We start from the raw sequence: 17254 nt of genomic DNA on the forward strand, positions 1-17254 counted from the left end.
CTGTGCATCCGTACACGTCCGGAGAGAGTCCTCTGCGCAGGCCGTTGCCCAAGGCACGGCCAGCTCACCCCCGCCTATCTGTGCGGGGGAGCGAAAGGAAACCATCCCCGTGACCGACATCACCTCCGATCCCTCCGCAGACCTCTCGGCTCTGCGTCTTCCGGCGCTCCAGGCTCTCGCCTCCTCGCTCGGAATCTCCGGCATCTCGAAGCTCCGCAAGGGCGACCTCGTCGCCGCGATTGCTTCCGCGCAGGCGGCAGCGCCGGCCGAGACCGCCGCCGCCGCGCCGGTTGCCGAGGCTCCTGTCGCCGACGACGCCCAGTCCGTTGTCGCCGACGCGCCTGCCGCCGAGGCCGTCCAGCCCGAACTCGCTATCGAGGCCGAGCCTGCAGCTCCGGTCCGCGCCAAGCGCGCACCGCGCCGCGCTTCGGCCGCAGCCGCCGCTCCGAAGGCCGCTGACGCCCACGCCAACCAGGGTGCCTCCGGCGTCCTCGAGATCCCCACCGAGACGCCGAAGACCGAGACTGCCGCAGCCGCGCCGGTCGAGGCCGCAGCGACCGAGACAGCGTCGACTGAGGCCGCTGCACCCATCGAGACCCCGACGGAGCAGTCGGAGCCTCGCGAGGGTGGCAGCCGCCGTCGCCGAGGATCCCGTCGCGCGAGTGACAAGGGCGGCGCACCCGCCGACGTCACCCCCGAGACCACGACCGAGGCGCCGGCCGAGAAGCAGGCTGACAAGCAGGGTGAGAAGTCGGGTCGCCCCGAGCTCACCATCGACCTCCCGCCGCGCCAGTCGCGTGCCGACCGGACCCGTGCCGAGCAGGCCCGCCTCCGCGCCGAGCGCGACGCCGCCGCACCGGCAGCCGACGAGGCCGCTGCGGCTCCCACCTCCGCGGCCGAGCCGACCGAGCAGGGCGACTCCGGCAAAGACGAGCAGGGCCAGAACGACCAGTCGCAGCAGCAGGGCGGCGGCCGTCGTGGTCGCAACCGCAATCGCGGCGACCGCCAGAACCGCGAGCAGAACGGCAACGGCCAAAACGGCAACGGTCAGAACGGCAACGGCCAGCAGCGCGACGGCCAGGCGACCGTCGCCGAGAACGGCAACGGCCAGCAGCGCGACAACCAGCAGGCGAACGCCCAGCAGTCGAACAACCAGCCCTCCGGCGGTAACGACCGTCGCAACGAGGCCGACCGCCAGAGCGACTTCGACGACGACCGTCAGAAGCAGAACGGTCAGCAGGGCGGCGGCCAGCAGGGCAGCCAGGCCCAGCAGCAGCGCGACGACAGCGAGAACGGGCGTGGGCGCAACCGCCAGCGCGACCGCAAGCGCGGACGCGGCAACCAGAACGACGAGTTCGAGCCCGAGATCACCGAAGACGACGTGCTGATTCCGGTCGCCGGCATCCTCGACGTCCTCGACAACTACGCGTTCGTCCGCACCACGGGCTACCTGCCCGGTGCGAGCGACGTCTACGTCTCGCTCGGCCAGGTCAAGAAGTACCACCTGCGCAAGGGCGACGCCGTGGTCGGTGCCATTCGTCAGCCGCGCGAGGGCGACAACCAGCAGGGTCGTCAGAAGTACAACGCGATCGTCAAGATCGACTCGATCAACGGTCAGACGATCGACGAGGCAGCCAAGCGTGTCGAGTTCAACAAGCTCACGCCGTTGTACCCGCAGGAGCGTCTGCGTCTCGAGACCGAGTCGTCGAAGCTCTCGACCCGCATCATCGACCTCGTGTCGCCGATCGGCAAGGGCCAGCGCGGTCTGATCGTGTCGCCGCCGAAGGCCGGCAAGACGATGGTGCTGCAGTCGATCGCCAATGCCATCGCCCAGAACAACCCCGAGGTCCACCTCATGGTCGTGCTGGTCGACGAGCGCCCCGAAGAGGTCACCGACATGGAGCGCACGGTGAAGGGCGAGGTCATCGCCTCGACCTTCGACCGCCCCGCCGAAGACCACACCACGGTCGCCGAGCTCGCCATCGAGCGCGCGAAGCGCCTGGTCGAGCTGGGCCACGACGTCGTCGTGCTGCTCGACTCCATCACACGACTCGGGCGCGCCTACAACCTCGCCACCCCGGCGTCGGGCCGGATCCTCTCCGGTGGTGTCGACTCGTCGGCGCTCTACCCGCCGAAGCGCTTCTTCGGTGCCGCTCGCAACATCGAGAACGGCGGATCGCTCACAATCCTCGCCACTGCTCTGGTCGAGACCGGCTCCAAGATGGACGAAGTGATCTTCGAGGAGTTCAAGGGCACCGGCAACATGGAGCTCCGCCTGTCGCGCCACCTGGCCGACAAGCGCATCTTCCCGGCCGTCGATGTCAACGCATCGGGCACCCGCCGCGAAGAGATGCTCCTCAGCCCCGATGAGGTCAAGATCACCTGGCGTCTGCGTCGGGCCCTCGCGGGCCTCGATCAGCAGCAGGCTCTCGAGATCGTGCTGCGCAACCTCAAAGAGACGCAGTCGAACGTCGAGTTCCTGGTGCAGGTGCAGAAGTCCGTGCCGGCCACCGGCCACAAAGAAGACTGATCATGTTCGAGTCGGTAAGCGTGCTACTGGCTGAGCACGACGAACTGCAGGTTCAGCTCTCTGACCCTGCAGTCCACGCGGATGCGGCCCGAGCCAAGAAGATCAACCGCCGCTACGCCGAGCTCAGCCGCATTGTGGCTGCCTACTCGGCGTGGAAGCAGGGAGAAGACGACCTCGAGGCCGCGCGCGAACTCGCGGGTGAAGACGCGGCGTTTGCCGACGAGGTGCCCGCACTCGAAGAGACGCTCGACCTCGCCCAAGAGAAGCTGCGCCGTCTGCTGATCCCGCGCGACCCCGACGACGGGCGCGACGTGATCATGGAGATCAAGGGCGGCGAGGGCGGAGCCGAGAGCGCGCTGTTCGCGGCCGACCTCCTGCGCATGTACTCGCACTACGCCGAGTCGAAGGGCTGGAAGACCGAGCTGCTAGACCGCGACGAATCCGACCTGGGCGGCTACAAGAACGTCCAGGTGGCGATCAAGTCGAATTCCTCCGACCCGGCACAGGGCGTCTGGGCGCACCTGAAGTACGAGGGCGGCGTGCACCGGGTCCAGCGCGTGCCCGCCACCGAGTCGCAGGGGCGCATCCACACCTCGACCACCGGCGTGCTGGTGTTCCCCGAGGTCGACGAGCCCGAAGAGGTCGAGATCAACCAGAACGACCTCAAGATCGACGTGTACCGCTCGTCGGGGCCGGGCGGCCAGTCAGTCAACACGACCGACTCCGCCGTGCGCATCACCCACCTCCCGACCGGCATCGTCGTGGCCATGCAGAACGAGAAGTCGCAGCTGCAGAACCGCGAGGCCGGAATGCGGGTGCTCCGTGCGCGCATCCTGGCTCGTCAGGCCGAGGAGCAGGCTGCGGTCGCCTCCGACGCGCGCAAGAGCCAGATCCGCGGCATGGACCGCTCCGAGCGCATTCGCACGTACAACTTCCCCGAGAACCGCATCGCCGACCACCGCACCGGCTACAAGTCGTACAACCTCGACGCCGTGATGGACGGCGCTCTCGAGCCGGTCATCGAGTCGTGCATCCATGCCGACGAAGAGGCGCGACTCGCCGACATCGGCGACACGGGCGAGTGACGCGGTCGATCGCTGACGCTCTCGACGAGGGGCGCAGGATCCTCGTGGCCGGCGGCGTGCCCGACCCGGCCGTCGATGTCGAGTTGCTGCTTGCGCACGTGCTCGACATCGGCCGCGGCGAGGTCGCGGTGAAGGCGATCACCGGGGGAGTCCTCGACGAATCTCTCGGCCTTCGCTTCGACGAGCTTGTCGCGCGCCGAGCCGAGCGTGAGCCGCTCCAGCACCTCACCGGACTCGCGCCGTTCCGCTCACTCGAGTTGCACGTGGGCCCCGGGGTGTTCGTCCCGCGACCCGAGACCGAGGGCGTGGCGCAGATAGCCATCGACGCGCTCGACGCCCGAGCCGACGAGTCGCCGATCGCGGTCGACCTCGGTACCGGAAGCGGTGCGCTCGCTCTGGCCCTGGCCACCGAGGTGCCCCGGTCGCGGGTGTACGCCGTCGAGCTCTCGCCCGAAGCCGCCGTCTGGACGCGCCGCAACATCGAATCGACCGGAGCGAACGTCACCCTCGTGCTCGGCGACATGACCGATGCCCTCCCCGAGCTCGACGGCACCGTCTCGGTCGTCGTGTCGAACCCGCCCTACATCCCGACCGGGATGATCCCGCGCGACCCCGAGGTGCGCCTGTTCGATCCGGCCCTCGCGCTCTACGGAGGAGAAGACGGCCTCGACCTCGTGAGGGCGCTCTCGCAGCGGGCACTCGCACTCCTCGTGCCGGGCGGAACGCTCGTGATCGAGCATGGCGAAGAGCAGGGGGCGGCGATCCGGGAGCTGCTCGCGCACGACGGCTGGCGCGGACCGGCGACGCATGAAGACCTGACGCGTCGCGACCGGGCGACGACCGCGACTCGCTGAGCCGTCGGATCCTGCGGGCGCGGCGTCGAGACCCCTCAGGGCGTCGCACTACAATCGGTGAGTCATGGCCTCCCTCTACGACTGCGCGAGCGACGCAGAACTCCTCACCGGTATGCGCTTGGCGCGCGCCGCACTCGGGCGCGGTGAGCTCGTCGTCGTGCCGACCGACACCGTGTACGGCATCGCCTGCGACGCATTCGATCCCGAGGCCGTTCAGCGCCTGCTCGATGCGAAGGGCCGCACGCGCCAGTCGCCGCCACCCGTGCTCGTGAAGTCGCAAGAGACCCTCGCCGCCCTCGCCGAGAGCGTCCCCGATCTGATCAGACCGCTCCTCGACGAGTTTTGGCCCGGTGGGCTGACCGTGATCCTGCGCGCTCAACCATCGCTGGCATGGGATCTCGGCGAGACACGGGGCACTGTCGCCCTCCGTCAGCCCGACAACAAGCTTCTGCTCGAACTGCTCGAAGAGACCGGCCCGCTGGCCGTCTCGAGTGCGAACCTGACCGGCAAACCCGCCGCCATGAGCGCAATGGAAGCCCTCGAGATGCTCGGCGACAGCGTCGAGGTCTATCTCGACGGCGGCACGGCGGGCACGGCGTACGAGCCCCGTCCCGGGGCGAACAGCGGGTCGACCATCGTCGATGCGACGGCCGCAGCTGACGGGGTGCTTCGCATCGTCCGTCACGGGGTCATCTCCGACGACGAGATCCGTCGCGTCGTGGGCGACGACGTGGTCGTCTGAGGCTCGCGCGATGAGGTACTACCTGCTGGCCGCGGCCGTCTCAGCCGTCGTCAGCTTCGCCTTCTCGGTGCTCGCCTGGCGCCTCGGCACGAAGTACAAGCTGGCCCCCAAGATCCGCGACCGCGACGTGCACACGAACCCTACGCCTCGGCTCGGGGGAGTGGCGATGTTCATCGGTGTCGTCGTGGCCCTGCTGTCGGCGTGGTTCATCTTCCCGTTGATATCGGGAGTCGACTACTTCCGTCTCGTCTTCTCGGAGCCCGGCCACATCCTCGCCATCTTGGCTGCCGCGTTCATCATCGTGGTCGTCGGCGTGATCGACGACCTCTACGACCTCGACTGGATGACCAAGCTCGCGGCCCAGATCATCGCGGCGGGTGTGCTGGCCTGGCAGGGCGTGGCTCTCGTCTCCCTGCCGATCGGCGGTCGCACGGTCGGTTCGAGCTACATGTCGCTGATCCTGACCGTCTTGGCCGTCGTCCTGGTGATGAACGCCGTCAACTTCATCGACGGTCTCGACGGCCTGGTGGCGGGTGTCACGATCATCGCCAACGGTGTGTTCTTCATCTACAGCTTCGTCCTCGCGAGCGGCACCGAGGGCGTGGAGTACTTCAACCTCGCAGCTCTCGTGTCGGCGGTGCTGATCGGGGCCGCGGTGGGCTTCCTCCCGCTGAACTGGCACCCGGCACGCATGTTCATGGGCGACGCCGGCGCGCTCCTGACCGGCCTTCTGATGGCCGTCAGTGCGATCTCGGTCACGGGCAACATCGACCCGACGACGACCGACCGCAGCACGCTCCTCCCGGCGTTCATCCCCATCGTCCTGCCGTTCGCGATCCTCATCGTGCCGTTGCTCGACTTTGGCCTCGCCGTGCTTCGACGGGTCAGTGCCGGCAAATCCCCGTTCAGCGCCGACCGCAAGCACCTCCACCACCGCCTGCTCGACATGGGGCACTCGCACTTCCACGCCGTGCTGATCCTCTACGGCTGGACGGCCGTCGTCTCGATCGGCTGCCTGCTGTTCTACTTCCCGATCCCGACGAACTGGGTGATCATCTTCATGGTGGTGGGGCTCGTCGTGTGCGCGGCCCTCACCCTGTCGCCGCTCAGCCGCCGCAAGCGGGTCGAGATCGCCGTCCAGAGCGCCCCCTCCGCCAGCGCCGCCGACGCGGGAGTCGAGCGTTTCGACGCCCTCGATCAGGCCGGTCGCTCCGTGGTCGGCGCGCCAAAGCCGACGGCTGCCGAAGAGCGCTCCGCAGTCGAGGGCTTGCGCGGCACCGTGTCGTCGCACCGGACGCCCAAGCCGGGATCAGCCCTCGGCCTGAGCGCCGTAGAGCCCTCTGCGAACGCGCCCCGTGACTCGAGCGCAACCGGGTCCTCGCCCTCGACTCCCCAAGGATCCACCGCCTCGCGGCCCGCAGAACCAGCCCGCCCCACCGAGACAGAACGGCACGCATGAACCCCGAGAACAACCGGATCTACACCAGGATCCTTCGCTACGGTGCGTTGCTGGCTCTGGCCATCGCCGTCATCGGCTGCCTCGTCGGCGGCCTCACCGTGGGTCCGACCGGTGTGGCCGGCGCCCTGGTCGGCACCGGCCTGGCGCTGCTCTTCACCGGAATGACGGCCGCAAGCATTTTGCTCGCGTTCAAGGCGTCGGGCGGCAACATGATCAGTGGAGCGTTCTTCGGCATCGTGCTCGGCGGATGGCTGCTCAAGTTCATCATCTTCATCGTTCTGGTAGTGCTGTTGAAAGATGCCGTGTGGGTTGACCGCTACGTGCTGTTCTTCGCCCTGGTCGCCGGCGTTGTCGGCTCGCTCGTCGTCGATGTCGTCGTCGTGATGCGATCGAGGCTGCCGTACGTGAGTGACATCCAGCTTCCCGGTGCACGAGACGCAAATTCCGACAAATAAGCGGCGTGGCGGCCCGGAATGGTTCGTCTGGCGGCTAATCTGTTGATAGGCTGAACTTGTTCGTGTCCCCGGCCTGTTTAGTGCCGAAGGGTCGCTTCCCCACAGATCATCGCCGCGTCTCGCGGTGGCGGGCGGGGCTGTTGCACGACAGGCGTTGTCTTAATTGGCTCGTCGGTCGCGCCGTGGTTTCGTTCGGCGCCGAGTGTCCGCGTCCCGAATCAGGAGATAGCGCTGTTAGCTAACGCCATCACCCTGTTGCATCCTCTCGCCGCAGCGAGTGATAGCAGCGGAGGTTTCCAGGGCCCATCGATCGACGAATTCTTTCCGTCGGTCCTTCTCTTCGAGGGCACTCCTTTCGAGATCACCCGCATCACGCTGGCACGATTCTTCGTCGTCATCGTCCTCTTCCTGATCTTCTGGATCGGCACCCGGCGCATGAAGCTCGTGCCCGGTCGCTTCCAGAGCGTCGTCGAGATGGGTCTCGACCTCGTCCGAGTCAACGTCGCCGAAGATCTGCTAGGCAAGAAAGACGGCCGTCGCTTCCTTCCGTTGCTGACGACGATCTTCTTCATGGTGCTGTTCATGAACCTCACGGGCATCATTCCCGGGTTCAACATCGCCGGCACGTCCGTCATCGGCATTCCGCTGATCCTCGCAGTCGTCGCGTACGTCGCTTTCATCTATGCGGGTCTCAGGAAGCACCCGGGTACGTTCCTGCGCAACGCGCTGTTCCCGCCTGGTGTGCCGTGGCCGCTCTACATCATCGTGTTCCCGATCGAGCTCGTCTCGACGTTCGTGCTTCGGCCGATCACGCTGACTCTCCGGCTCCTGATGAACATGGTCGTCGGGCACCTTCTCCTCGTCCTCTTCTTCACGGCGACGTCGTTCTTCTTCTTCGAGTCGGGCAACCTGTTCGCCCTCTTCGGAATCGGCACGATCGCCTTCGGCTTCGTCTTCACCCTGTTCGAGATCCTCGTGGCTGTTCTTCAGGCCTACGTCTTCTCGCTGCTCACCGCTGTTTACGTTCAGCTCGCTCTGAACGACGAACACTAATAACGGCCCGGGCATCCGCCCAAGCCGCCATCACGGAAGGAAACACACGTGGACGCAACAACCGTTCTTGCTGAGATCAGCGGAAACATCGCGACGGTCGGTTATGGCCTCGCGGCAATCGGCCCCGCCATCGGCGTCGGTATCGTCGTCGGCAAGACCATCGAGTCGGTCGCCCGCCAGCCCGAGCTGCAGGGTCGCCTCACGGTGCTCATGTACATCGGTATCGCCTTCACCGAGGCACTGGCGTTCATCGGTATCGCTACGTACTTCATCTTCACCGGCACCAACTAAGGACGACGCATGAACAGCGCACAAATGATCGTTGCGGCGGGTGAAGCACACAACCCGTTGTTCCCCGCGACACCCGACCTCGTTTGGGGTGCTGTCTGCTTCGTCGCGATCCTCCTGATCTTCTGGCGCCTCGTGCTTCCTCGCATGAAGGCAACGCTCGACGAGCGAGCCGAGGTCATCGAAGGCGGCATCAAGAAGGCCGAGAACGCTCAGGCTGAAGCGGCTGCCGCCCTCGAGGAGTACAACAAGCAGCTGGCCGACGCCCGCTCCGAGGCTGCCAAGATCCGCGAGCAGGCGCGCACCGACGCGACCCGCATCGCCAACGATGTGAAGGCTCAGGCGCAGACCGATGCCGACCGCATCACGGCGAATGCGACCGCTCAGATCGAGGCAGAGCGTCAGAGCGCTCTGGTCTCGCTGCGAAGCGAGGTCGGATCGCTCGCGATCGACCTGGCTTCCGGTGTCATCGGCGAGAGCCTCAGCGACGACGCCAAGGCCTCGGCCATCGTCGACCGCTTCCTGGCCGACCTCGAGGCCGACGAACAGTCGAAGGCAGGCAAGTAACCGTGGGTTCGATGTCGAGAGAGGCACTCGCGTCCGCGCGAGGCGTGCTCGCCGACCTCGGCGACGCGGCAGACCTCACCACGGGTGAGCAGTTGCTCAATGCGGGTCGCATCATCGGCGGCTCCTCGAAGCTTCTCGCCTACCTGGCCGATCCGGCTGAAGACGTGGTCGGCAAGAAGGCGTTCCTCGATCGAGTGTTCGGCGAGTTCACGCAGTCGGCCCGTGCGCTTCTCACCTCGATCGTCGGCAGCCGTTGGTCGTCTCATGGCGACCTGCTCGCCGGCATCGAAGAGACCGGCATCCGGACGATCGCGAAGAGCGCTCCTGTCGGTCTTTCGATCGAGGGTGAGTTGTTCGCCTTCGGCGAGGTTGTCGCCTCTGATGCCGGGCTCGAACTGGCTGTCGGCACCAAGTTGAGCGACGGGCCCGCAAAGTCGGGTCTCGTCGAGCGGCTCCTCGCCGGCAAGGCCTCGCAGCAGACGATCTCGATCGTCTCGCAGCTCGTCCAGCAGCCTCGTGGCCGCCGGATCGGCGAGCTCATCCGCAACGCGAGCGCCATCGTGGCCGACCAGTCCGATGAACTCGTGGCAGTCGTCACGAGCGCAGCACCCATCGCTCAGGAGCAAGTGACCCGACTCGAAGCCGGTCTCGCCCGGCAGTTCGGTCGTAACCTTAGAGTCAATCTGGTCATCGACCCGTCCATTCTGGGCGGACTTCGGGTGCAGGTCGGCGACGAGGTCATCGACGGGACCGTCTCGACGCGTCTCAGCGATCTCCGACTGGAGCTGGCCGGCTAGACACCACCGACGCAACGGCTCGCCGCACACACCAGCGGGCTGACCCACCGACTCGAGGCGAGTGCCTCGGTTACTGTGACAAGACATAACGACAAAGGAATCCCAATGGCAGACATCAAGATCAGCCCTGATGAGATTCGCGACGCCCTCAAAGACTTCGTCTCGGCGTACGAGCCCTCGCAGACGTCAACAACCGAGGTCGGACACGTCATCGACGCCGCCGACGGTATCGCCCACGTCGAGGGTCTCCCCGGCGTCATGGCCAACGAACTCATCCGCTTCGACAACGGCGTTCTGGGCCTCGCCCAGAACCTTGACGAAGACGAGATCGGTGTCATCGTCCTCGGCGAGTTCAGCGGAATCGAAGAGGGCATGGAGGTCACTCGCACGGGTGAGGTCCTCTCCGTTCCCGTGGGCGAGGGCTACCTCGGTCGCGTCGTCGACCCGCTCGGAAACCCGATCGACGGTCTCGGCGAGATCGAGACCTCGGGCCGTCGTGCCCTCGAGCTCCAGGCTCCCGGTGTCATGCAGCGCAAGTCGGTGCACGAGCCCATGCAGACCGGCATCAAGGCGATCGACGCCATGATCCCGATCGGCCGTGGCCAGCGTCAGCTCATCATCGGTGACCGCCAGACCGGTAAGACGGCCATCGCGATCGACACGATCATCAACCAGAAGGCCAACTGGGAGTCCGGCGACACCAACAAGCAGGTTCGCTGCGTGTATGTCGCTATCGGTCAGAAGGGTTCCACGATCGCATCGGTCAAGGGTGCCCTCGAAGATGCCGGAGCCATGGAGTACACGACGATCGTCGCGTCCCCGGCTTCCGACCCCGCCGGCTTCAAGTACCTCGCTCCGTACACCGGCTCGGCCATCGGTCAGCAGTGGATGTACGAGGGCAAGCACGTCCTCATCGTCTTCGACGACCTTTCGAAGCAGGCTGAGGCCTACCGTGCCGTTTCGCTGCTTCTTCGCCGCCCGCCGGGACGCGAGGCATACCCGGGTGACGTCTTCTACCTGCACTCTCGTCTGCTCGAGCGTTGCGCGAAGCTGTCCGACGAGCTCGGTGCCGGCTCGATGACGGGTCTTCCCATCATCGAGACCAAGGCGAACGACGTCTCGGCGTACATCCCGACCAACGTGATCTCGATCACCGACGGCCAGATCTTCCTGCAGTCCGACCTCTTCAACGCCAACCAGCGCCCTGCTGTCGACGTCGGAATCTCGGTCTCGCGAGTCGGCGGTGACGCTCAGGTCAAGTCGATCAAGAAGGTCTCCGGCACGCTGAAGCTCGAACTCGCCCAGTACCGCTCGCTCGAGGCCTTCGCCATGTTCGCTTCCGACCTCGACCAGGCCAGCCGCCGCCAGCTCGCTCGTGGTGCTCGCCTGACCGAGCTGCTCAAGCAGCCCCAGTACTCGCCGTTCCCCGTCGAGAAGCAGGTCGTCTCGATCTGGGCCGGTACCAACGGAAAGCTCGACGAGGTTCCCGTCGCCGACATCCTGCGCTTCGAGGCCGAGTTGCACGACTACCTCGACCGCAACGGCGATGTCCTGACGACCCTTCGCGAGAAGAACGTCCTCTCCGACGAGATCGTCGCCGAGCTCGACTCCTCGATCGACTCCTTCAAGAAGGAGTTCCAGACCGGCGAGGGCAAGCCTCTCGCCTCGGTCGGACGCGAAGAGTTCACGGCCACAGACGCCGAAGACGTCAACCAGGAGAAGATCGTCAAGTCGCGCTAGCGGCTGACCGACCTTTTCCTCACACGACACCAACAGGAGACACATGGGAGCGCAACTTCGGGTCTACCGACAGCGCATTCGCTCTGCCCAGACGACCAAAAAGGTCACCCGGGCGATGGAGCTCATCTCGGCCTCGCGGATCCAGAAGGCCCAGGCGCGCATGGTCGCGTCCGGTCCCTATTCGCGTGCGGTCACCCGCGCCGTGTCAGCCGTGGCGACGTTCTCGAACGTCGACCACGTGCTGACCACCGAGCCCGAGTCCATCGACCGAGCCGCCATCGTCCTCTTCACCTCCGACCGGGGCCTCAACGGGGCCTTCTCGTCGAATGTGCTGAAGGCGGGCGAAGAGTTGGCCACGTTGCTCCGGAGCCAGGGCAAGGAGGTCGTCTACTACCTCGTGGGTCGGAAGGCGGCCAGCTACTTCGCCTTCCGCCAGCGTGACGCCGAGCAGGGATGGACGGGCAACACCGACCAGCCCCAGTTCTCGACGGCCAAGGAGATCGGCGACGCCGTCGTCTCCAAGTTCTTGACCGACTCGGCCGAGGGCGGTGTCGACGAGATCCACGTCGTCTATAACCGCTTCGTGAGCATGGTGACGCAGACCCCCGAGGTCGTCCGACTCCTGCCTCTCGAAGTCGTCGAGGGTGTCGAAGAGCCCGAAGAGAACGCGATTCTGCCTCTCTACGAGTTCGAGCCCGATGCGGAGAGCGTCCTCGACGCGCTCCTCCCGGTGTACATCGAGAGTCGCCTGTTCAACGCGATGCTGCAGTCGGCCGCTTCCGAGCACGCCGCTCGCCAGAAGGCGATGAAGTCCGCGAGCGACAACGCCGACACCCTGATCCGCGACTACACGCGTCTTGCCAACAATGCGCGCCAGAGCGAGATCACGCAGCAGATCTCCGAGATCGTGGGCGGCGCAGACGCCCTGAGCTCGGCCAAGTAGCCTGCCTTCCACAGAGGCAATGAGAAGAGAGAAAAATGACTGACATCGCCACCGCGCCAGTCGAGGCCGACAAGGCTCCCGGTGTCGGGCGTATCGCCCGCGTCACCGGTCCTGTCGTCGACATCGAGTTCCCGCACGATGCCATCCCCGGCGTCTACAACGCGCTCAAGACGTCGATCACCATCGGTGACCAGCACGTCGACCTCGTCCTCGAGGTCGCACAGCACCTCGGCGACGACCTGGTCCGCGCCATTGCCCTGAAGCCGACCGACGGACTCGTCCGCGGCCAGGAGGTCACCGACACCGGAGCACCGATCTCGGTCCCGGTCGGAGACGTCACCAAGGGCAAGGTTTTCAACGTCACCGGCGACATCCTCAACGGTGCCCCCGGCGAGACGGTGGAGATCACCGAGCGCTGGCCGATCCACCGTCAGCCGCCGGCGTTCGACCAGCTCGAGTCGAAGACTCAGCTGTTCGAGACCGGTATCAAGGTCATCGACCTCCTCACGCCTTACGTTCAGGGTGGAAAGATCGGCCTCTTCGGCGGTGCGGGCGTCGGAAAGACCGTCCTCATCCAAGAGATGATCCAGCGCGTTGCGCAGGATCACGGTGGTGTCTCGGTCTTCGCCGGTGTCGGTGAGCGCACCCGTGAGGGCAACGACCTCATCATGGAAATGGAAGAGGCGGGCGTCTTCGACAAGACCGCCCTCGTCTTCGGCCAGATGGACGAGCCGCCGGGAACGCGTCTGCGCGTGGCCCTGTCGGCGCTGACGATGGCGGAGTACTTCCGCGACGTGCAGAAGCAAGACGTGTTGCTCTTCATCGACAACATTTTCCGCTTCACGCAGGCGGGCTCCGAGGTCTCCACGCTGCTCGGCCGTATGCCGTCGGCCGTTGGTTACCAGCCGAACCTCGCCGACGAGATGGGTGTGCTCCAGGAGCGCATCACCTCGACCCGCGGTCACTCGATCACCTCTCTGCAGGCGATCTACGTTCCTGCCGACGACTACACCGACCCGGCTCCGGCGACGACGTTCGCTCACCTCGACGCAACGACCGAACTGTCGCGCGAAATCGCGTCTCAGGGTCTCTATCCGGCCGTCGACCCGCTGTCTTCGACAAGCCGCATTCTCGACCCGCGGTACCTGGGCGAGGACCACTACAACACGGCCATCCGCGTCAAGGCGATCCTTCAGAAGAACAAAGAGCTCCAGGAGATCATCGCGATCCTCGGTGTCGACGAGCTCTCCGAAGAAGACAAGATCACCGTTTCGCGTGCGCGCCGCATCCAGCAGTTCCTCTCGCAGAACACCTACATGGCGAAGAAGTTCACCGGTGTCGAGGGTTCGACTGTGCCGCTGAAAGACACGATCGAGTCGTTCACCGCTATCGCCAACGGCGAGTTCGACCATGTCGCAACGCAGGCATTCTTCAACGTCGGTTCCATTTCTGACGTCGAAGAGAAGTGGGCACAGATCCAGAAGGAGAACGGCTGATCATGGCCGCTCTCACAGTGAACGTCGTTTCGGCGGATCAGCAGATCTGGACGGGCGAAGCCGCGCAGGTCACGGCTCGCACCACCGAGGGCGAGATCGGTATCCTTCCGGGTCACGAGCCGGTTCTGGCGATCCTTGCTTCCGGGCAGGTTCGCGTCCGCCAGGCAAGTGGTGCCACGGTCGAGGCGACGGCCGAAGACGGGTTCCTCTCTGTGGAGAACGACACGGTCACGATCGTCGCCCGGAACGCGTCGCTGGTCTGATCGTTCCAACCCAGCCGTAAAAGCCCGGGCGGGCAGTGCACTCTGCACTTCCCGCCCGGGCTTTCGTCTGTCCGGGGTCGGTCGCCCCGTCTCCTCACCTATGCCCACGTGTTGTGCGACGGCGAGTCGTCGCCTGCTTTCGAGATGCTGATGCCCCTCCTCTTTCTTCTGCCCCCGTCCGAGACGAAGCGCGACGGAGGATCACCCGACTCCGTTCTCGACTTCACAGCGCTGTCTTTTCCCGGTCTGGACCGGCAGCGGCGATCGGTCACGGCTGCGCTGCATCGCCTGAGCCGCGACCCCGAGGCGACTATGGCGGCTCTGAAGATCGGCCCTCGTCTCGCGACCGAGGTCGAGCGCAACCGTCTCGTGAAGAAGTCACCCACCCTGCGGGCCCTCGAGAGGTACACCGGAGTCGCCTACGATCCCATTGGTGCGTCGGAGCTTCCGCCGGAGGCATGGGCCTGGGCTGGCGAGCACCTCGCCATTCATTCCGCCCTCTTCGGCCTGGTGGGGGCGACCGACCCCATTCCGGCGTACCGCCTCTCTCATGACTCGCGCCTGCCGGGAGTCGCGCTCAAGGCGCACTGGTCACGCGCAGTCGCCCGGGTGTTGGCGGATGCCGCAAGACCGGTGATCGACCTCCGAAGTGAGGGCTACGCCGAGCTCGGCCCGGCGCCCGCCGGCAGTGCCTTCGTTCGAATCGTGTCCGACGAAGGCGGTCGGCGGCGCGCGCTCAACCACTTCAACAAGAAGACCAAGGGCGTGCTCGTTGCACGGCTCCTGGCTTCGCGCCCTTCGCTCGAGTCGATCGAGGATTTCGTGGGGTGGGCACGAGATGACGGCATCGTCGTCGACACTTCGGGCGCTGAGCTCGAGATCGTGTCGGAGTCCGTCCTTCGCGGGTGACCAGCGGGATCCTCGGGACCTTCTCCGAGAGAGCGCAACACTCGTGACGGTCGTGCCGGCGTGGGCACGGCGACCGGGCACCTGTCAGGCGAATGCCTCCTGCTCGTGTCGGAGCAGCCAGCGTTTCGTCTCGATGCCCTCGCCGGGTGTGTAGCCGGTGATTCGACCATCGGAACCCACGACACGGTGGCACGGGATGAGGATGGCGATGCGGTTGGCACTGATGGCGCCGCCGACTGCACGGGCGCCGTTCTCACGGCCCACACGGTGGCCGAGCTCTCCGTAGCTGATGGTCTCACCGCACGCGACGCGGAGGAGTGCGCCCCAGACCTCGTCTTGAAACGGCGTGCCGATCTGCAGAAGCGGCAGGTCGAATCGATCTCGCTTGCCCGCGAAGTAGTCGTCGAACTGCCGACGCGCCTCGTCGTGGAGAGCGGTGGGGCAGTCGTCGAGACCCTCTCCGGGGAGGACGCCGCCTCGGGCGATGTCGACGCGGATGATGCTGCCGGATCGGGTGTGGATGCCCAAGGCCCCAACGGGGGAGTCGTGGCGGACGAAGGAGGTGGGAAAGAGGCGTGTTTTCTGCATGGGGCGACGCTAGAAGGAAGCGCAGCAACCGCGGGGGCGCTTTCCACAGGCCTGACAAGGGGCGACGAAAGAGCCGGGAGAACCGGGACTGTCGACCATTGGTAGCGTGATCCCATCCGCCGACCGGCGGTCGATCGAGGAGGGCCCGTGGCGATGCTCAGCCCCCAGCGATTTCATCGCGTTCGGATCGGCTCCGAGGCGGTGGAGCTCACTGCCCCGGTAATAGTGGGTCGTCGTCCTTCTGCGCCCCGGGTGGTCCGGGGAGTCACGCCGGTGCTGCTGACCGCTCCGTCGCCCCGGCGCGAAGTCTCGTCCACTCACGTCGAGATCAGGCAGGAGGGCAGTGCCGTCGTGGTCACCGACCTCCGCTCGACCAACGGAACGCGTGTGACCATTCCGGGGCGGCATCCGGTCGCTCTTCGGCAAGGCGAGTCGATCGTCGTGCTCGTCGGCACCACAATTGACATCGGAGACGGTAACCGTCTCGAGATCCTGCCCAGTACGCGCATCACTCCTCAGGAAGACTTCACTCCGTGACAGAGATCGGCCGCCCGACGACCGCCCACAGCATTCGCTTCGACGAGGGGTCGACCGTCGTGCTCGACTGGGCGGGCGCTACCGACGTCGGCAAGCGTCGCGCCCACAACGAAGACAGCTTCATCGCCCGGGCACCGCTCTTCGTGGTCGCCGACGGGATGGGCGGGCACAGCGCCGGCGACGTTGCGAGTGACGCGGTCGTCACCCGTCTCGACCAGGCCGCCGACGGTGATTTCTTCGACACCGAGGCCCTTGAAGAAGCCCTTCGCACAGCGACAGACGACATCGAGATCGCCGCCATCGGCACCGAGCTGGGTGTGGGCACCACGGTCACGGGAGCGATTCTCACGCGGGAGGGCGAGGGGGCGTTCTTCACCATCTTCAACGTCGGCGACTCGCGCGTCTACATGCTCGATTCCGGTGTGCTCCGCCAGGTCACCGTCGATCACTCTGTAGTGCAGGAGATGGTCCAGGCGGGCATGCTGCACCCCGATGACGCCGAGAATCACCCCGACAGCAATGTGATCACCAAGGCGATCGGCTTCGGGGCGGAGCCGAGCCCCGACTACTGGAGAGTCCCTGCCCGGCCGGGGCTTCGGATCCTGGTCTGCTCCGACGGTCTCACCAAGGAGTTGAACCCGCGAGCGATCGCCACGCTGCTCGATGCGAACCCCGAGTCGAACGCGGCTGCTCAGGCTCTCGTCTCGGCGGCCGTCGAGGCGGGCGGGCGCGACAACGTGACGGCCGTGGTCGTCGACGTGCGCGGTGCCGAGCACCCGGGTGACATCGAGGCGACCGTTCCGACGGGACAGCTGCCCCGCAACTGATTCGTGGCGGCCCACGTCGGGTCTCAGTGCCCGGCACCCCCCGAAATGGGGTGTCCCCGGTTGTCCCCAGATGCACCCCTGAGACGAGAGGGGTGTCGGCGGCTCCGCTTACAATGACGGA

At 66.0% G+C, this 17254-nt stretch carries 18 protein-coding genes; 17 read left to right on the forward strand and 1 reads right to left on the reverse strand.

The window, feature by feature from the left end:
• Positions 1-109 precede the first annotated feature (109 nt).
• The 15 genes from rho to EDF39_RS16460 all read left to right on the forward strand — a co-directional run bounded on the left by rho (position 110) and on the right by EDF39_RS16460 (position 15181).
• Positions 110-2530, forward strand: coding sequence for a transcription termination factor Rho (gene rho / locus EDF39_RS16390; RefSeq protein ID WP_199726232.1), 2421 nt, complete (start codon positions 110-112; stop codon positions 2528-2530).
• A gap of 2 nt (positions 2531-2532) precedes the next feature.
• On the forward strand, positions 2533-3615 hold the full coding sequence (gene prfA, locus EDF39_RS16395; RefSeq protein ID WP_055958554.1) for a peptide chain release factor 1: 1083 nt from the start codon (positions 2533-2535) through the stop codon (positions 3613-3615).
• Positions 3612-4469, forward strand: a complete 858-nt coding sequence (gene prmC, locus EDF39_RS16400) for a peptide chain release factor N(5)-glutamine methyltransferase (RefSeq protein WP_123944781.1) — start codon at positions 3612-3614, stop codon at positions 4467-4469. Before prfA ends, prmC begins: the two co-directional genes overlap by 4 nt.
• Before the next feature lie 64 nt (positions 4470-4533).
• Positions 4534-5211 carry an L-threonylcarbamoyladenylate synthase gene (locus EDF39_RS16405; protein WP_123944783.1) on the forward strand — a complete coding sequence of 226 codons (678 nt, stop codon included), beginning with the start codon at positions 4534-4536 and terminating at the stop codon, positions 5209-5211.
• Positions 5212-5221: 10 nt separating this feature from the next.
• Complete coding sequence (locus tag EDF39_RS16410) at positions 5222-6670, forward strand: MraY family glycosyltransferase (protein ID WP_233573177.1); 1449 nt, start codon at positions 5222-5224, stop codon at positions 6668-6670.
• The gene (locus EDF39_RS16415) at positions 6667-7125 is read left to right on the forward strand and encodes a hypothetical protein (protein ID WP_199726233.1); all 459 of its coding nucleotides are present in this window, start codon (positions 6667-6669) and stop codon (positions 7123-7125) included. The genes EDF39_RS16410 and EDF39_RS16415 overlap by 4 nt, the downstream gene beginning before the upstream one ends.
• A gap of 252 nt (positions 7126-7377) precedes the next feature.
• Positions 7378-8178: a F0F1 ATP synthase subunit A gene (gene atpB, locus EDF39_RS16420; protein ID WP_370275202.1), complete on the forward strand. Its 801-nt coding sequence runs from the start codon at positions 7378-7380 to the stop codon at positions 8176-8178.
• A gap of 48 nt (positions 8179-8226) precedes the next feature.
• Positions 8227-8469 (forward strand): ATP synthase F0 subunit C, encoded by a 243-nt coding sequence (gene atpE / locus EDF39_RS16425; protein WP_123944787.1) that lies wholly within the window; start codon positions 8227-8229, stop codon positions 8467-8469.
• A 9-nt stretch (positions 8470-8478) separates the two neighbouring features.
• On the forward strand, positions 8479-9033 hold the full coding sequence (locus EDF39_RS16430) for a F0F1 ATP synthase subunit B (protein WP_123944789.1): 555 nt from the start codon (positions 8479-8481) through the stop codon (positions 9031-9033).
• A gap of 2 nt (positions 9034-9035) precedes the next feature.
• Positions 9036-9830, forward strand: a complete 795-nt coding sequence (locus EDF39_RS16435) for a F0F1 ATP synthase subunit delta (RefSeq protein ID WP_123944791.1) — start codon at positions 9036-9038, stop codon at positions 9828-9830.
• A gap of 105 nt (positions 9831-9935) precedes the next feature.
• A complete protein-coding gene (gene atpA, locus EDF39_RS16440; protein ID WP_055958542.1) occupies positions 9936-11570 on the forward strand; it encodes a F0F1 ATP synthase subunit alpha in 1635 nt (544 codons plus the stop codon).
• Positions 11571-11613: 43 nt separating this feature from the next.
• Positions 11614-12513, forward strand: coding sequence for a F0F1 ATP synthase subunit gamma (locus EDF39_RS16445; protein ID WP_123944793.1), 900 nt, complete (start codon positions 11614-11616; stop codon positions 12511-12513).
• A gap of 35 nt (positions 12514-12548) precedes the next feature.
• Positions 12549-14009, forward strand: a complete 1461-nt coding sequence (atpD, locus tag EDF39_RS16450; RefSeq protein ID WP_055958535.1) for a F0F1 ATP synthase subunit beta — start codon at positions 12549-12551, stop codon at positions 14007-14009.
• Positions 14010-14011: 2 nt separating this feature from the next.
• Positions 14012-14272, forward strand: a complete 261-nt coding sequence (locus tag EDF39_RS16455) for a F0F1 ATP synthase subunit epsilon (RefSeq protein ID WP_055958533.1) — start codon at positions 14012-14014, stop codon at positions 14270-14272.
• Between the two features lie 150 nt (positions 14273-14422).
• Positions 14423-15181, forward strand: a complete 759-nt coding sequence (locus tag EDF39_RS16460; RefSeq protein WP_123944795.1) for a YaaA family protein — start codon at positions 14423-14425, stop codon at positions 15179-15181.
• 84 nt (positions 15182-15265) lie between these two features.
• On the opposite strand, the gene EDF39_RS16465 is transcribed toward EDF39_RS16460, so the two are convergent.
• Complete coding sequence (locus tag EDF39_RS16465; protein ID WP_123944797.1) at positions 15266-15769, reverse strand: methylated-DNA--[protein]-cysteine S-methyltransferase; 504 nt, start codon at positions 15767-15769, stop codon at positions 15266-15268.
• A gap of 153 nt (positions 15770-15922) precedes the next feature.
• Here EDF39_RS16465 and EDF39_RS16470 point away from each other — a divergent pair, with 153 nt between their 5' ends.
• Positions 15923-16306 carry an FHA domain-containing protein gene (locus EDF39_RS16470; RefSeq protein ID WP_123944915.1) on the forward strand — a complete coding sequence of 128 codons (384 nt, stop codon included), beginning with the start codon at positions 15923-15925 and terminating at the stop codon, positions 16304-16306.
• The gene (locus tag EDF39_RS16475) at positions 16303-17133 is read left to right on the forward strand and encodes a PP2C family serine/threonine-protein phosphatase (RefSeq protein ID WP_055958526.1); all 831 of its coding nucleotides are present in this window, start codon (positions 16303-16305) and stop codon (positions 17131-17133) included. The genes EDF39_RS16470 and EDF39_RS16475 overlap by 4 nt, the downstream gene beginning before the upstream one ends.
• Positions 17134-17254: the final 121 nt, after the last annotated feature.

The sequence above is a fragment of the Frondihabitans sp. PhB161 genome, from assembly GCF_003814635.1.
Taxonomy (GTDB): Bacteria; Actinomycetota; Actinomycetes; order Actinomycetales; family Microbacteriaceae; genus Frondihabitans.

Bases quoted from the DNA above. Each gene is read 5' to 3' on its own strand.
- atpA (WP_055958542.1), top strand. From the start codon at position 9,936: ATGGCAGACATCAAGATCAGCCCTGATGAGATTCGCGACGCCCTCAAA.
- EDF39_RS16470 (WP_123944915.1), top strand. From the start codon at position 15,923: ATGCTCAGCCCCCAGCGATTTCATCGCGTTCGGATCGGCTCCGAGGCG.
- EDF39_RS16405 (WP_123944783.1), top strand. From the start codon at position 4,534: ATGGCCTCCCTCTACGACTGCGCGAGCGACGCAGAACTCCTCACCGGT.
- prfA (WP_055958554.1), top strand. From the start codon at position 2,533: ATGTTCGAGTCGGTAAGCGTGCTACTGGCTGAGCACGACGAACTGCAG.
- EDF39_RS16410 (WP_233573177.1), top strand. From the start codon at position 5,222: ATGAGGTACTACCTGCTGGCCGCGGCCGTCTCAGCCGTCGTCAGCTTC.
- EDF39_RS16415 (WP_199726233.1), top strand. From the start codon at position 6,667: ATGAACCCCGAGAACAACCGGATCTACACCAGGATCCTTCGCTACGGT.
- EDF39_RS16460 (WP_123944795.1), top strand. From the start codon at position 14,423: ATGCCCCTCCTCTTTCTTCTGCCCCCGTCCGAGACGAAGCGCGACGGA.
- EDF39_RS16455 (WP_055958533.1), top strand. From the start codon at position 14,012: ATGGCCGCTCTCACAGTGAACGTCGTTTCGGCGGATCAGCAGATCTGG.
- EDF39_RS16465 (WP_123944797.1), bottom strand. From the start codon at position 15,769: ATGCAGAAAACACGCCTCTTTCCCACCTCCTTCGTCCGCCACGACTCC.
- EDF39_RS16445 (WP_123944793.1), top strand. From the start codon at position 11,614: ATGGGAGCGCAACTTCGGGTCTACCGACAGCGCATTCGCTCTGCCCAG.
- atpD (WP_055958535.1), top strand. From the start codon at position 12,549: ATGACTGACATCGCCACCGCGCCAGTCGAGGCCGACAAGGCTCCCGGT.
- EDF39_RS16430 (WP_123944789.1), top strand. From the start codon at position 8,479: ATGAACAGCGCACAAATGATCGTTGCGGCGGGTGAAGCACACAACCCG.